Genomic DNA, 14,776 nt, shown 5'->3' on the forward strand with positions numbered 1-14,776 from the left:
GATAGGTCGCCGCGGCACTACGCCGACGCGGCGTGTGGCCTCAGCCGGCGGCGCGTCTCGAACGCGGTGACGATCTCCCCGGCGCGCACCGCCACGTTGGACAACAGCGACGACGACAGGCCGTGGGTGTGCTCGACGCCGCCGTTGAGGTAGATGTCGCCCGGTGCCCCCGCCTTGGGTACCAGCCGATAGTCCCGGGTGACGGCGGGCCGCCCGTCTGCGCCGAATTCGTAGCGCCCGGCCAACTCGCCCAGCAGGCACCGCACGTCCATCGGGGCGTAGCCCGTCGCGTACACCACCGCATCGCAGTCCAGCGCTGTCCGGGAGTAATCGATGAGGCGGGAGATCGTCAGGCGCACTTTGTCCGGATACTCCTGCGTGGCAATGACTTCGGACGCATTGTGCATGAACAGCCGGCGACCGCCGGACACCCGCTCGGCGTACTCGCGCGAATAGAGTTCGTCGATCAATGGCGGATCCACCGCCGAATAGTTGGTTGAGCGGTGGTAATCGAGCAGTCGTTCGCGCACTTGCTCGTCGGCGCGATAAAACTCGTCCATCGCCGACGGGTCGAAAATTCGGTTCGCGTACGGAGTGTCGTCGGCGCTGCTGTAGCCGTACCGGGCGAAAACGGCATGTACCTCGGCCTGCGGGTAGGTCTCGTGGAGGTGGGCGACCACCTCGGCCGCGCTTTGACCCGCACCAACCACGGCGAATCGCTTTGGGGCAGAGGGGTTCAGCGCGGCCAGATTACCGAGCAGCCGGTGGCTGTGCCACTGCCGGGGAGTTTCGACAACACCGGCGGGCAACTCCGGGCGCAGGCCCGTCGCCAAGACCAACGTTGCCGCATGGATGACGCGGTCGGGGTCGGTCCGCACCACGAACCCCGTTTCGCCCGGTGAGATTTCGACGACACGATGACCGTAGCGGACATCCGCGGCCACCCCCGCCGCAGCCCACTCGAGATAGTCGTGAAACTCCATCCGACTGGGAAACAGCGTGTGCTGGCCAATGAACTCGACCAGCCGGCCGCGCTCGCCGAGGTAGTTCAGAAAGGTGAAGTTGCTCTGCAGGTTTCGCAGGGTCGCCAGGTCTTTGAGGAACGGAATTTGCATGCGCGCGTGGGGCAGCAGCATCCCCAGGTGCCAGCCGAACTTGGGCTGCTGCTCGAGAAATACCGCGGCCAAGCCGCGTTCGTTCAACGCGATTGCGAACGCGAGGTTCGACGGCCCGAAGCCGACGCCCAGCAGGCCGGTCTTTTCAGGAATGGGCATAAGAGCGCGCCAATCGTTCCAGATAGCGTTCGCGGACCATGGTCCTATCAATCAGGACGACGAAATCGGCCATGTCGAAGTCGGGATCGTAGGAGGGCTCCCCGCAGATCATTCCGCCGATCCGCAGCGACCCCTGCACCATCGGCGGGATGCGCACCCGTCCCGGATCGGTTAGCTCGGAAAGGCTCAATCCGTTGACCATCACCGGATTTCGCGGATAAACCCGGTATTGGGCAGGGGCTTGATGCCCGCTCAGGGCCGCATCGCGCACGCCCCGCACCAGCGCGCCGCGCGGCCCGCCGTCCTCCATCCGGACCGAGAGCGATCCGATTCCGAACCGGTAGCCGCTGATTTCCTGATACCGAAGGATTCCCGCCCACAACAGACCCATCACCGCCCCGCTGCGGTGATCGGCATGCACGGTCGCGCGGCCGAGTTCGACGAGCTCGCCGCGGATCTCGTTCAGGCCGCCGATGTCGAAGGTGGTGTCGGCGAACAGGCCGCCGGCGGCCCGGGCGCCGGCGGGCGGCAGCAGCCGGTAGCACCCGACGATCTGCCTGGTTGTCTCGTCTCGGGCCAGCAGATGATCGCTGTACGGATCGAACTGATCGACGTCGATCAGGTCCCCGGTCAGCGGTCCGCGGACGGCCTGCGGTAGCGCCGCGCCCATCTCCTCGGCAAACGTCTGGTAGCGCAGCCGCTGGGCGGCTTCGATGTCTGCGGGGTCGCTGGAGATTATGACGCTGTAACGGTTGTTGTCCGTCGCAGGGATGAGGACCGCATCGCCCAACATGGATGGGAACGTTACACGGACATGCCCTCAGCAAACGGCATTTCGGGCTCTCCGTGGCGGCGCGCGCCGACCGCGATCAAGATCGCGGTCGCGACCGCGGCGGCGGTGGCGGCGGTGGCCGCGGCCACCAGGGCGGCCTGCATTCCGGCGGCGCTAGCCTGACGGGCCGCCCGCGCGATGGCCGGTAGCGCGGGGCGGTATTCGGTGGGCAGGAAATCGAGCACCCGCAGGCCCGCGCCGGCGGACACGCTGTCGATCAGGCGGCGTGCGGCGCCGGGGCCGAGGACACCGAGCTGAGCCAGTTCATGTGTGGCGCTGTCGGACGCCCTGGGACCGAACAAGGCCCCCAGGCCCGCGACGCCGGCCAGGATGCCGACCTGGCGAACGGTGCTCACCGCGCCGGTCGCCATGCCGGCGTCCGCGACCGGCACGAATTGCAGTGCGATGTCGGACGTCAACGCGAATAGGCCGCCCAGGCCCAGCCCGGCCACGACGGAACCCGCGATGAAGTGCGTCCACTGCGTGCTCTCCCCGACCCCGGTCATCAGCCACAGCCCCACCGCGATCAGCGCCACGCCGCCCGGGATCGAGGTCCACGCCGGGAAATAGCGCGCGGCGGCCATGGCCAGTGGGGCGCCCAGCACGCAGGCGACGGTCAGCGGGAGCGCCCGCAGCCCGGACTGAAATGGGCTGTACCCCAGCGTATTCATGAAATACAGCGCCAGGTAGTTGGTCGCGGCGATCAGCGTCCCGGCCGCGGCGAACGCCGCCAGGGACACCCCCGCAAAACCCGGGCGCCGCACCACCCGCAGGTCGAGCATCGGCGCGCTCACCCGCGACTCCCACCACCCAAAGGCCGCCAGGCCCAACACGGACAGCGCGCTCAGCGCCAGGATCACCCCGTCGGTCCAGCCGCGGCGGTTGCCCTCGATCAACGCGTACACGCCCGCGAACAACGCGGCCGACAACACGGCCGTGCCGACCAAGTCGAGCGGACGGTCCTGCGCGGCACGGGTTTCCGGGACGAACCGCACGGCGATCGCCAACGCCACCACCCCGATCGGCACGTTGATCAAGAAGATCGACTCCCAACCGAACGCTGAAACCAGCGCCCCACCGAGCAGCGGCCCCACGGCGGCGCCCGCACCCATCACGGCGCCGTAGATCGCGATCGCGATGCCCCGCCCCTTTTGTTCGGGGAACGCCGCGGCCACCATCGGCAACGAAACGCCCAGCAGGACAGCCCCACCCGCGCCTTGCAGCGCCCGGCACGCGTTGAGCGTCTCGATGCTGCGGGCCAGCGCGCAGCCGGCCGACGCCAGCGTGAACACGGTCATCCCGGCCAGATAAAGCCGTCGCCGCCCCAGTCGGTCACCTAACGTCGCGGCGGTCAGCAACAGTCCGGCCATCGGCAGCGCGTAGGCGTCGACCACCCATTGCAGTCCGCTCAGGTCGGCGTCCAGGGTGGCCTGGATGTTGGCGAGCGCGGCCGAAACGATGGTCATGTCGAGCAGCAACATGAACACCGCGAGGCAGACCGCGAGCAGCGTCAGCCGAGGATGAAGCGCTGTCCCCCCATCCCCGTCGTCTCCGGCCACCTAGCCGTCCTTGACCCGGGTGAAACGGTGCAGCAGCCAGGCCAGCGGGATGGTGATGACCATCGTCGCGATGAACAGGTAGCCCATCGAGCCGGTGTAGACGTGGGCGCGAACGACGTACACCATCGCGAATTCCATCGTGATGAGATGGATCAGGAAGATCTCGTAGGAGATCTCACCGAGCCACACCATCGGCCGGCTGGCCAGCAGCCGCGAATACGCACCCTGATCACCCAGTGCCAGCGGCGCCACGGCGAGCGCGGCGATCACGGCGTAGAACACGGTCTTGCAGATGGCCTGGCTCAGCGTCGCGGGCGAGGTGGTGGGCGCGCCGGCGATGGGCGTTGAGGCGATGAAGTAGCAGACGAGCGCCAGCGGGGTGGCCATGAAGGCGTAACAGTGCACCCTCATCGCCTGCAGCACGGCCAGCGACATGCCGGCCACGAACCAGGCCAGGTAAGTGGGCAGCCACAGCCGGGCGCCGTCGGGAAACCAGTGATCGGTGTGCACCAGGACCAGCCACCCCGGGCTGATCAGCGCCATCGCCGCCAGGGCGGCCAGCATCGCCTTCGGCTGCCATCGGCGCCGGGCGATTAGCACCAGCAGCAGGTAGGCCAGCAGCGGCAGCGCGACGTAGAACGAGGCCTCCACCGCCAGGCTCCACATCTGCGTCAGGCCCTGGTGCAGATACTTGCCGAGGTAGCCGTTGCAGTAGATCTGCGTCAGCGTCAGGTTGCGCACCAGGCCCTGCCAGGTGTGCCCGGGATTCGGGCCCGCCTCGCGGAAGTGGTAGAGCACGTAGGCGAACAACACGGTGATGAGGTAGGCGGGCATGATGCGCCGAACCCGATGGCGTGCATAGCGGCTCAGCGACGGCGGCGGGCCACCGGTGGCGGCCGACTTCACCCACGGGCGAAACAGCAGGAAGCCCGACAGCACGAAGAAGATCGGCACGCCGACCTCCAGCCGCGAGCCGACCAGGCCCCAGTAGCCGTGGGTGTACTTGCCGGTGGTGTAGGCCGCGTGGGTGCCGACGACGAGCAGGGCGGCGACGGCACGGATGCCGGTCAGCGACGCGACGCGGTCGACGTGGGCGACCTGCTCGAGTCCGCCTTGGGCGTCCCGTTCCTCGGACAGGGTCATCGGCGCGGTTTGGTCTTGCCCGGTGAGCGGTCCGGTCGCAGGTCGATCAGCACGCCCGAGATGCGGGTCTGCTCAAGCTTTTTCAGCGTCGCCCTGGGTAGTTTGGCCGGCAGCTCCACCAGCGAGAAGTCCGGCCCGATGGCGATATGGCCGAAATCGCTGCGGTGCAGGCCACCCTCGTTGGCGATGGCGCCGACGATCGCGCCGGGGCCGATCTTGTGCCGCTTGCCCACGGAGATCCGGTAGGTGGCGAAGTCCCTTGGCTGCCTGGGTCTTTCGTTGGCCCGATCGGGACGTTCCCGGCGTTCGCGCCGTTCGGGCGGGGGTTCGGGCGCCATCAGGAACGCCTCGCCGTCGCGCGACTGCACCGCCAGCGCCGCGGCGATGTCGGCCATCGGTACGTTGTGCTCGCGTTCGTAGTCCTCGACCAGCCTGCGGAACAGCTCCAGCGTGGGACTGCCGAGCGCGTCGGTGATGGAGTCGGCGAACTTGGCCACCCGCTGGGCGTTGACGTCCTCGACAGTGGGCAGCTCGGCCTCGGTGAGCGGCTGCCGCGTCGCCTTCTCGATCGCCTTGAGCAGGTGGCGCTCCCGCGGGGAGACGAACAGCACCGCGGTTCCGGACCGCCCGGCCCGCCCGGTGCGCCCGATGCGGTGCACGTAGGACTCGGTGTCGTGCGGGATGTCGTAATTGAGGACGTGCGAGATGCGCTCCACGTCAAGGCCTCTGGCCGCCACGTCGGTGGCGACCAGGATGTCGATACTGGCATTTTTCAGCGCCGCTATGGTCCGCTCCCGCTGCGCCTGGGGGATGTCACCGTTGATCGCGGCCGCGGAAAACCCTCGGGCCCGCAGCTTTTCGGCGACCTCCTCGGTGGCCTGCTTGGTGCGCACGAAGACGATCATCGCTTCGAACGACTCCACCTCGAGGAGTCGGGTGAGCGCGTCCATCTTGCGGGGGCCGGCGACCTGGATGTAGCGCTGCGAAATGTTCTCGGCGGTGGCGGTTTTCGCCTTCGCGATGATTTCGACCGGATCGTGCAGGTACTTCTTGGTGAGCTTGCGGATCGCCGGCGGCATGGTCGCCGAGAACAGGGCCACCTGCTTGTATTCCGGGGTGTCGGACAGGATGCGCTCGACGTCCTCGGCGAAGCCCATGGTGAGCATCTCGTCGGCCTCGTCGAGCACCAGGTAGTCGAGATGGGACAGGTCCAGCGTCCCGCGCTCGAGGTGGTCGATGACCCGGCCGGGCGTGCCGACCACCACCTGCGCGCCGCGTCGCAGCCCGGCCAGCTGCACGCCGTAGGACGACCCGCCGTAGATCGGCAGCACGTGGATCTGCGGCAGGTGCGCGCCGTAGCGGCTGAACGCCTCGGCCACCTGCAGGGCCAGCTCGCGGGTGGGGGCCAGAACCAGCGCCTGGGTCGCCTTGCTGGTCACGTCGATCTTGGACAGGATCGGGATCGCGAACGCGGCCGTCTTGCCGGTGCCGGTCTGGGCCAGCCCGACGACGTCGGAACCGGCCATGAGCGGCGGGATCGTCGCGGCCTGGATGGCCGTCGGGTCCTCGTAGCCGACGTCGGCGATCGCCCGCAGGACCGCAGGATGAATCTGCAGGTCGGCGAACGTGGGAGAGGCAGCCTCGGGTGGGCTGTCGGGGAGGGTCATCGCATCTAGGAGTGTAGTGGTGATCGCGGGCTCGGCGGAGCCGAGCACGACGGGCCGATGGACCGCGAGCGCGCGTGTTTGTACGCCGACACGCCGCAGAGGCCGTACATCTGCGCGCGCTCACCCCGGGAGTGCGCGCCCCATGGGCGACAATACAACCGTATGGTCATGGGCGGGCGTGTTGGTACCCGGTCGCCACTGCATCACCGAGGCCGACCTCATCCATGCCGTCGACGACCATGTGACGACGGTGCTGACGGCCTCGCTGGCCACCTGCCATCGGCGCCGGCCGACGACCCCGCCGCCGACATCGCGGACCGGACCAGGCCGAGGTCGCCGACTACCGGTGTCGCGCGCTCGTGGACGCCACCCGCACCGGCACGCGCGACTTCGACACCCTGGTCGCCGTCGCCGGCGGGCACTGGACCAGCTGCAAGAACAAGGGCTGGCCAAACCCGGCCTCGACCCGACCTGGATGACGCTCAACCCGCTCGTGCTGGGCATGTTCATCCTTCGCACGCAGCTAAGCCGGCACTCGCCCGAACCCCTGGCCACCCCAACCCAATTGGAGTGCTGGCGACGGGCCACCGAGCACATCATCACCGACGGCCAACTGCGGCGGCCGCACGACGAGTGAGCGGCTGCGCCGCGGGCCCTCGGCCGCGCCTGCCACACTCGTGGGCCCGCTAACGGTACGGTTTCGCGATGTGTATTCGCTGACTCATCGCGCGCTGATGGGCCTCGCCGTTGTTGTGTCTTCGGCGTTGACCGCCTGCGGCTCCGGAGATTCGACCGTCGCCAAGACGCCGCAGGCGACCACAACCAGCGAGACGGCGTCGATCACGGCCCCCGCCACTCCGACGCCGGCCGCTGCCCCACCCTCCGGTAGTCCGGCGCCGGCCGATCCGTGCGCGGTCAACCTCGCCTCCCCCACGATCGCCAAGGTCGTCTCGGAGCTGCCCCGTGATCCGCGCAGCCAACAGGCCTGGAACCCCGAGCCGCTGGCCGGCAACTACAACGAGTGCGCTCAGCTGTCGGCGGTGATCATCAAGGCCAACACCAACGCCGGCAATCCCTCGACCCGGGCGGTGCTGTTTCACCTCGGCCAGTTCATCCCGCAAGGCGTGCCCGACACCTACGGGTTCAACGGGGTCGACCCGTCGCAAACCACCGGCGACACCGTCGCGCTCACCTATCCCAGCGCGATCGGCTTGACCACCACGGTGAAGTTCCGGTGGAACGGCAACGGCGTCGAGCTCATCGGTAACAAGCCCGGCGGCTGAACGGGCGGGCCGGTGGTGAGCTGCTGCCCCGGCTGCCCAGGGCGCCCGCGTCGGCGAAGACCTGCATCCACGAAATCTGCTAACCCGCGCGGCCGCGCGCCATTGAACAGCGTCAGCCGCTCACCTGGAGCGGGAGCGAGAACGCTCCCGCGCCACCGGTCACCACGAACACCCATCGGCCGTTCGACGGCAGCCGTACCTCGATGTCGAAGAAGGCGAACCCAATTTCGCCACCAGCGGCGGCCTCGGGCAGCTCGTACTCGGTGGTCAACGGCTCGTCGTCCGTCGGCGGCCTGATCTCGACCTCGACCAGTCGCACCGGACTATCGGTCTCCACCTGCGTCAGCACAACCAGCACAAAGCGCGCCACCCGGTCGGTCCCCACCCGGAAGCCCGACAGCACGCCGCCAGACACGGCGAGCTTGTTGTCCACCACCGAAGCCGCTTCGGCGAGGAAGGCCCCGGTAATCACCCCGCTGAAGTTACCGCTTCCTCGACTGTCAGCAAGGGCCCCCGCGGGCGGAACGTCGATCACGTCGGTCCCCTCACCTACTGTGGCTGCTGTGTTCGTCACCGACGACAGGATCGTCTACAGCGCGTCGGATCTCGCGGCGGCCGCCCGCTGCGAGTACGCCCTGCTCAGGGACTTCGACGCCAAACTCGGCTGGGGCCCCGCGGTCGACGTCGGAGACGAACTGCTCGCGCGCACGGCCACTCTCGGTACGGAACACGAGCGACGGCGACTCGACCGATTCCGCGACGAGTTCGGCGAGGGCGTCGCGGTCATCGGCCGCCCGGCATATACCCTCGCCGGGCTCACCGCCGCGGCCGAGGCAACCCAGCGCGCCATCGCCAACCGCGCCCCCGTGGTGTATCAGGCCGCGATGTTCGACGGGCGCTTCGTGGGCTTCGCCGACTTCCTGGTGCTCGACGACGACCACTATCGGGTCACCGACACCAAGCTGGCGCGCTCACCCAAGGTCACCGCGTTGCTGCAGCTGGCGGCCTACGCCGACGCGCTCGCCGACGCGGGGGTGGTGGTGGCGCCGGAGGCCGAACTGGAACTCGGCGACGGCACCGTCGTGCGCTACCGGGTCTGTGACCTGATTCCCGTATACCGTTCGCAGCGCACGCATTTGGAGCGACTGCTCGACGGGCACCACACCACGGGCGCCCCGGTGCGCTGGGACGACGACGGCGTGGCCGCCTGCTTTCGCTGCGCGTTGTGCACCGAACAGCTGCGCGCCACCGATGACCTGCTGCTGGTCGCCGGTATGCGAATCGGCCAGCGGGACACGCTCATTGGCGCCGGCATCACCACGATCGCCACGCTGGCCGACCATACCGGTCCGGTGGCCGACCTGGCACCCCCGGCGCTCAACAAACTGACGGCACAAGCCAAACTGCAACTACGCCAACGTGACACCGGAATACCGCAATTCGAGATTGTCGACCCCCAACCGCTGACCCTGCTACCCGAACCGGACCCCGGTGACCTGTTCTTCGACTTCGAGGGCGACCCGCTGTGGACGGCCGATGCCCGCGACTGGGGCCTCGAGTACCTGTTCGGCATCCTGGACGCCACGGGAAGCTTTCGCGCGCTGTGGGCCCACGACCGGATGGACGAGCGCAAGGCGCTCACCGACTTCCTCGCGATGGTCAAAAAGCGCCGCAAGCGCCGGCCCAACATGCACATCTACCACTACGCGCCCTACGAGAAAACCGCGCTGCTGCGGCTCGCCGGACGGTACGGGGTCGGCGAGGACGAGGTCGACGAGCTGCTGCGCAGCGGCACCCTGGTCGACCTATACCCCTTGGTGCGCAAGAGTATTCGCGTTGGCGCAGAATCGTTCAGCCTCAAGGCGCTCGAGCCGCTCTACATGGGTGCGCAGCTGCGCGCCGGTGACGTCACCACGGCCGCCGAATCGATCACCTCCTACGCCCGCTACTGCGAGCTGCGCGCCGCCGGCGAACACGATGCCGCCGCGTCGGTGCTCAAGGAGATCGAGGACTACAACCACTACGATTGCCGCTCGACCCGCGAGCTGCGCAACTGGCTGATGCTGCGCGCGTACGAGTCCGGCGTCGTACCGATTGGCGCCCAACCGGTTCCGCAAGGCAACACCGTCGAAGACCGCGACCAGCTGGCGGTGGCGTTGTCGACATTCACCGGGCACGCCGGCGTCGGCGACCGCACGCCCGAGCAGACGGCGGTCGCCCTGGTGTCGGCGGCCCGCGGCTACCACCGGCGCGAGGAAAAGCCGTTCTGGTGGGCTCATTTCGACCGGCTGAACTTCCCCGTCGAGGAATGGTCCGACGACACCGACGTCTTCATCGCCGAGTCGGCGTCGGTCGACACCGACTGGCACACCCCGCCCCGCGCGCGCAAGCTCCGACGGGAAGTGCAACTGCGGGGACAGTTGGCGCGCGGCGACCTGTTGACAGAGGTCTTTGCCCTCTACGAGCCCCCCGCCCCACCGAGCATGACCGACAACCCGGACCGGCGCGCGGCCGGCCGCGCGCAGGTCGTCGCGGTAGACGACCCTGCGGTGCCCACCGAAGTGGTCATCCGTGAGCGAGTCGGCAATGACGGCACCACCTTTCACCAACTGCCGTTCGCGCTCACCCCCGGGCCACCGATTCCCACGACGGCATTGCGGGAGTCGATCGAGGCGACCGCCACCGCGGTGGCCGCCGGGTTGCCGCGACTACCGCGCAGCGCCGTGGCCGACATGCTGCTGCGTCGCGCGCCCCGCACCCGCAGCGGCGACCCACTGCCTCGCAGCGCCGATACCGTCGCCGACATCACCGCCGCGGCACTGGATCTGGACGCGTCCTACCTGGCGGTGCACGGGCCGCCGGGCACCGGCAAGACACACACCGCGGCGCGCGTCATCGAGCGCTTGGTCACCGGCCACGGCTGGCGCGTCGGCGTGGTGGCGCAATCGCACGCCACGGTGGAGAACCTGCTGGACTGCGTGATCGACGCCGGCCTGGACCCTGCGCGGGTCGCAAAGAAACCCGCCGGCCGCGACGCACCCCGATGGCGGGAGATCGAGTCCAACGAGTACGCGGCGTTCATCACCGGCACCCACGGCTGCGTGATCGGCGGCACCGCATGGGATTTCGCCAACGCCAACCGGGTGCCGCCGGGCGCGCTGGACCTGCTGGCGATCGACGAGGCCGGCCAGTACTGCCTGGCCAATACCATCGCGGTGGCGCCGGCGGCCGCCAACCTGCTGCTGCTCGGCGACCCGCAGCAGCTGCCGCAGGTCAGCCAGGGAACGCATCCCGAACCGGTCGACACCTCGGCGCTCGACTGGCTGGTGGACGGCGCGCGCACGCTGCCCGACGAACGCGGCTACTTCCTGGACCGCTCCTACCGCATGCACCCGGCGGTCTGCGCAGCCGTGTCCGCGCTGTCCTACGAGGGCAGGCTGTACTCCCACGAGTGCGCCGCCACGCGGCTCCTCGACGGCTACCCGCCCGGCGTGCACGTGAGCGTCGTTGCCCACCAGGGAAACTCGACCGAGAGTCCCGAGGAGGCGGACGCGATCGTCGCACAAATCGGCGAAATCCTCGGCCGGTCGTGGACCGACGAGCACGGCTCCCGGCCGCTGGTCGCCTCCGACGTGTTGGTGTTGGCCCCCTACAACGCGCAGGTGACGCTGATTCGCCGGCGGCTGGACGCCGCTCGGCTCGGCGCCGTCCGGGTCGGCACCGTCGACAAGTTTCAGGGCGGGCAGGCGCCGGTGGTCTTCGTTTCGATGACGGCGTCGTCGGTCGACGTGGTGCCTCGCGGAATCTCGTTCCTGCTCAACAGGAACCGGCTCAATGTCGCCGTCAGCCGGGCGCAGTACGCCGCGGTGCTCGTCCGCTCGCAGTTGCTCACCGAGTATCTGCCCGGCACACCCGCGGGCCTGATCGACCTGGGCGCTTTCCTGGCGCTGACGCGGGACTAGTCGCCGGACGAGTGCCGGCCGTAGCCGGTGGGAGCCTCGTGCGGATCCGGGCGGTAGCGGTGTCCGGGTGACACCATCGGGCGGGGCGGCCTCCCGCCCTCGGCACGAGCGCCACGAGAACCATTGCGGGCAAGGTCGATCGAGGCCGGGCCGGCGTCCGGTTCGCGCAGCAGGATGAATTCGACGTACTCGTCGTCGTCATAGTCGTCGTCGACGACGTCGTCCTCGTCGGCCGGATCCCAGGCCGTGACCGCCGGACGGGGGAAGCCGAGCAGGAACAGCGCGGCGACGATGCCGAACAACGCGATGAATGCGGGCAGCAGGACCGACTGCGCCATCGCGGTGGAAAACGCCGCGCGCAGGAACTCGGGTAGTTGCGGTGACGCGGTGTCCTCGGTCGCCGCACCGGCCGACGGCATCTCGGCGCCGATCCGCCACGTCATGAACGCGGCCATGCCCGCGCTCCCGAGAACCGCCCCCAGCTGCCGCACCGCGTTGTACACGGCCGAACCCGTCCCGGCCAGGTCGTCGGGCAGGTTGCGCGTCGCGGTGGCCGTCAGCGGCGCCCAAACGAACGCGCTCCCGACGCCGATCACAGCGAACGGCAGCAGCAGCCGCCAGACCGCCGTCGACGGGGACATCTCGAACGAAAGCCACGTCAGCCCGATCGCCATCATCGAGAAGCCGAAACCGAGCACCGGCCGCGGGTGGTACCTGTCGACGAGCAGGCCCGCGAACGGCGCCAGCACACCGCCCGTGACCGCCATCGGCGCGATCACTAGGGCCGAGCGCGTCGGCGACAGGCCGCACCCGGCCTGCAAAAAGAAAGGCAGCGGGAGCATCAACGCCGTCGTCGCGAACGAGGTGATGGCGACCCCGGCGTTGCACACGCTGAAGTCGCGGTCGGCGAAGACCTGCAGCGGGATCAACGGCTCACCCGTGTTGACGGCCTGCCAGTACACGAACACCGACATGAATCCGACGCCGGCGACGATCATCGCCCAGACCCAGGGCTGCCAGTGGCCGGCCTGCCCCTGCTGCAGTCCGAACACGATCAGGAACATGCCCAGCCCGGACAGCCCGACACCGACCAGGTCGAACCGGTGCGCCTGGGTGGGCAGCACGGGGACCCACCGCACGGCCAGCGCCAGCCCGACGACGCCGATGGGGACGTTGACGAAGAAGATCCACTGCCAGCCCAACCCGTCGACCAGCGCGCCGCCGACCAGCGGGCCGACCAGGCTGGCCACGCCGGCGGTGGAGCCCCACAGGCTCACCGCCACCCCACGCCGTTCCGGCGGGAAGATCCTGGTGATCGTCGACAGGGTCTGCGGGGTGAGCACCCCGGCCCCCACCCCCTGGACCACGCGGGCCGCGATCAGCATGGCGGCGCTGCCCGACAACCCGCACCACATCGATGCGACGGTGAACACCGCCAGCCCGATCAGGTAGACGTTTTTGGTGCCGAACCGGTCGCCGAGCCGCCCGGCCACCAGCAGCACCACCCCGTATCCCAGCAGGTAGGCGCTGGTCACCCAGACCACGGTGGCGTAGCTGGTGTGCAGGTCGGCCTTGATGGTCGGGTTGGCGATGACGACGATGGTCGAGTCGACCATGATCATGAAGAAGCCGACCATCATCACCCAGAGCGCGTTCCAGGGATTCCCGGAGCCCCGCGGATGCGAAGCGTTCGCGGGGTTCCACAGCTTCGTGAAGTCGGCGCGACTCGACGTCGCCCTGGTCATCTGGCCTCCCCCTGGAAACGAACGGCCCGGAACCTCACCCTGCCCGCATTATCCCGATGCGGCAATCGGCTAACACCGCGGGCGTCGCGACCGACCGGTGTTTTGGCAAAGGCGGGTTAGCCTGGAAAGGACGCCATGCGGCGGGAAAGGCCAGGAGAGGCACATGCGAGCCCGACGGAACAGAGCTTCACATTTGTCAGAGCTGGACCAGACGCCGGCCGACGGCGGTCGGCCCAAAGCATCGGCACGCGCATTGGCGCAGGTCATCGAGCGCAGCACGCGCGTCCACGGCCCCGCGGCCCAGGCCTACGTCACCAGGCTGCGACGGACGCACCCCGGCGCCAGCCCCACCGAAATCGACGCCAAGCTGGAAAAGCGCTACCTGGCCGCGCTGACGGCCAGCGGCGCCGCGGTCGGTTCGGCCGCGACGTTCCCCGGGGTCGGAACGGTGGCCGCGGTGTCCGCGGGCGCGGGGGAAACCGTGTTCTTCGTCGAGGCCACCGCCCTGTTCGTGCTGGCGAAGGCCGCGGTGTACAACATCCCGGCCGACCACCGGGAACGACGCCGCGCGCTGGTGCTCGCCGTCCTGGTCGGGGACGACAGCCGCCGCGCGATCGGCGAGCTGATCGGCCCCGGCCGCACCCAGGGCGGGTGGCTGGCCGAGGGCATGGCGTCGCTGCCGTTGCCGACGCTGGGCCGGTTGAACACGCGGATGCTCAAGTACTTCGTCAAGCGGTACACGGTGCGCAAGGGCGCACTGATGTTCGGCAAGGCGCTGCCGGTCGGCATCGGCGCCGTGATCGGCGGCGCCGGCAACCGGATGGTGGGCAAGAAGATCGTCACCAACGCCCGCCACGCATTCGGGCCCGCGCCCACCCGTTGGCCGAGCACGCTGCGGGTGTTGCCCCCGGTCCACGAGGCCGGCTAGCGGTTCACTCACCGGTCGCATTCGCGGATCGCCGGCAAAAGGTTAGCCTTTATTGGGGCGGCAACGTCCCCAGGACCGGCGCGGGTGTGAGGTGCCCCACCATCAGGGGCGCGGGAGAGTCGCAGGCGTGAGGAAAGCGCTTGCAGAGCAGAAGAATTGAGGCGAACAGCGGCCGTGAGCAACATATCGCCATTCGGGCAAAACGAATGGCTGGTCGAGGAGATGTACCGCAAGTTCCGCGACGACCCCTCTTCGGTCGACCCGAGCTGGCACGAATTCCTGGTCGACTACAACCCCGAGCCCACCGCCGACACGGGTGACGGGCTTGGCTTCCGGGGCGGGCGCTTTGGCTTCCGTGGCCTGCCCGTCACCCGTGTCGGCGG

At 69.0% G+C, this 14,776-nt stretch carries 12 protein-coding genes; 5 read left to right on the forward strand and 7 right to left on the reverse strand.

What is annotated here, in order from left to right; all coding sequences use genetic code 11:
• Nucleotides 1-17: 17 nt before the first annotated feature.
• Genes A5787_RS16570 through A5787_RS16590 form a run of 5 tightly spaced genes read right to left on the reverse strand, consistent with a single transcriptional unit; the run spans nucleotide 18 to nucleotide 6,475 of the window.
• On the reverse strand, nucleotides 18-1,250 hold the full coding sequence (locus A5787_RS16570) for a lysine N(6)-hydroxylase/L-ornithine N(5)-oxygenase family protein (protein WP_197507186.1): 1,233 nt from the start codon (nucleotides 1,248-1,250) through the stop codon (nucleotides 18-20).
• 10 nt (nucleotides 1,251-1,260) lie between these two features.
• Nucleotides 1,261-2,067: a GNAT family N-acetyltransferase gene (locus A5787_RS16575; protein ID WP_066968868.1), complete on the reverse strand. Its 807-nt coding sequence runs from the start codon at nucleotides 2,065-2,067 to the stop codon at nucleotides 1,261-1,263.
• A gap of 11 nt (nucleotides 2,068-2,078) precedes the next feature.
• A complete protein-coding gene (locus tag A5787_RS16580; RefSeq protein ID WP_082977269.1) occupies nucleotides 2,079-3,620 on the reverse strand; it encodes a DHA2 family efflux MFS transporter permease subunit in 1,542 nt (513 codons plus the stop codon).
• Between the two features lie 45 nt (nucleotides 3,621-3,665).
• Entirely contained in the window at nucleotides 3,666-4,808 is a 1,143-nt protein-coding gene (locus tag A5787_RS16585) for an acyltransferase (protein ID WP_066968870.1), read from the reverse strand.
• Nucleotides 4,805-6,475, reverse strand: coding sequence for a DEAD/DEAH box helicase (locus tag A5787_RS16590; protein ID WP_066968872.1), 1,671 nt, complete (start codon nucleotides 6,473-6,475; stop codon nucleotides 4,805-4,807). The genes A5787_RS16585 and A5787_RS16590 overlap by 4 nt, the downstream gene beginning before the upstream one ends.
• A gap of 142 nt (nucleotides 6,476-6,617) precedes the next feature.
• Here A5787_RS16590 and A5787_RS27390 point away from each other — a divergent pair, with 142 nt between their 5' ends.
• Together A5787_RS27390 and A5787_RS16595 are read left to right on the forward strand one after the other, a co-directional pair.
• Complete coding sequence (locus A5787_RS27390; RefSeq protein ID WP_156763978.1) at nucleotides 6,618-7,112, forward strand: hypothetical protein; 495 nt, start codon at nucleotides 6,618-6,620, stop codon at nucleotides 7,110-7,112.
• 97 nt (nucleotides 7,113-7,209) lie between these two features.
• Entirely contained in the window at nucleotides 7,210-7,758 is a 549-nt protein-coding gene (locus A5787_RS16595; RefSeq protein ID WP_066968886.1) for an LppP/LprE family lipoprotein, read from the forward strand.
• A gap of 112 nt (nucleotides 7,759-7,870) precedes the next feature.
• Here A5787_RS16595 and A5787_RS16600 read toward each other — a convergent pair whose 3' ends face one another.
• Nucleotides 7,871-8,230: a hypothetical protein gene (locus A5787_RS16600; RefSeq protein ID WP_066968874.1), complete on the reverse strand. Its 360-nt coding sequence runs from the start codon at nucleotides 8,228-8,230 to the stop codon at nucleotides 7,871-7,873.
• Nucleotides 8,231-8,321: 91 nt separating this feature from the next.
• On the opposite strand from A5787_RS16600, the gene A5787_RS16605 reads away from it, so the two are divergent.
• Complete coding sequence (locus tag A5787_RS16605; RefSeq protein WP_066968876.1) at nucleotides 8,322-11,720, forward strand: TM0106 family RecB-like putative nuclease; 3,399 nt, start codon at nucleotides 8,322-8,324, stop codon at nucleotides 11,718-11,720.
• On the opposite strand, the gene A5787_RS16610 is transcribed toward A5787_RS16605, so the two are convergent.
• Nucleotides 11,717-13,465, reverse strand: a complete 1,749-nt coding sequence (locus A5787_RS16610) for an MFS transporter (protein ID WP_082977267.1) — start codon at nucleotides 13,463-13,465, stop codon at nucleotides 11,717-11,719. The two genes, A5787_RS16605 and A5787_RS16610, sit on opposite strands and share 4 nt — an antisense overlap.
• A gap of 163 nt (nucleotides 13,466-13,628) precedes the next feature.
• On the opposite strand from A5787_RS16610, the gene A5787_RS16615 reads away from it, so the two are divergent.
• Together A5787_RS16615 and A5787_RS16620 are read left to right on the forward strand one after the other, a co-directional pair.
• Entirely contained in the window at nucleotides 13,629-14,393 is a 765-nt protein-coding gene (locus tag A5787_RS16615; protein ID WP_066968878.1) for a hypothetical protein, read from the forward strand.
• Between the two features lie 174 nt (nucleotides 14,394-14,567).
• Nucleotides 14,568-14,776 (forward strand): hypothetical protein (locus tag A5787_RS16620; RefSeq protein WP_197507184.1); only part of this gene is annotated, 209 nt, incomplete at its 3' end.

Origin of the sequence: Mycobacterium sp. 852002-50816_SCH5313054-b (assembly GCF_001667185.1) — a bacterium.
Classification (GTDB): Bacteria; Actinomycetota; Actinomycetes; order Mycobacteriales; family Mycobacteriaceae; genus Mycobacterium.

Excerpts from the sequence above, each read along its gene's own strand:
- A5787_RS16575 (WP_066968868.1), bottom strand. The coding sequence starts at position 2,067 with ATGTTGGGCGATGCGGTCCTCATCCCTGCGACGGACAACAACCGTTAC.
- A5787_RS16585 (WP_066968870.1), bottom strand. The coding sequence starts at position 4,808 with ATGACCCTGTCCGAGGAACGGGACGCCCAAGGCGGACTCGAGCAGGTC.
- A5787_RS16590 (WP_066968872.1), bottom strand. The coding sequence starts at position 6,475 with ATGACCCTCCCCGACAGCCCACCCGAGGCTGCCTCTCCCACGTTCGCC.
- A5787_RS27390 (WP_156763978.1), top strand. The coding sequence starts at position 6,618 with ATGGGCGACAATACAACCGTATGGTCATGGGCGGGCGTGTTGGTACCC.
- A5787_RS16595 (WP_066968886.1), top strand. The coding sequence starts at position 7,210 with ATGGGCCTCGCCGTTGTTGTGTCTTCGGCGTTGACCGCCTGCGGCTCC.
- A5787_RS16610 (WP_082977267.1), bottom strand. The coding sequence starts at position 13,465 with ATGACCAGGGCGACGTCGAGTCGCGCCGACTTCACGAAGCTGTGGAAC.
- A5787_RS16615 (WP_066968878.1), top strand. The coding sequence starts at position 13,629 with ATGCGAGCCCGACGGAACAGAGCTTCACATTTGTCAGAGCTGGACCAG.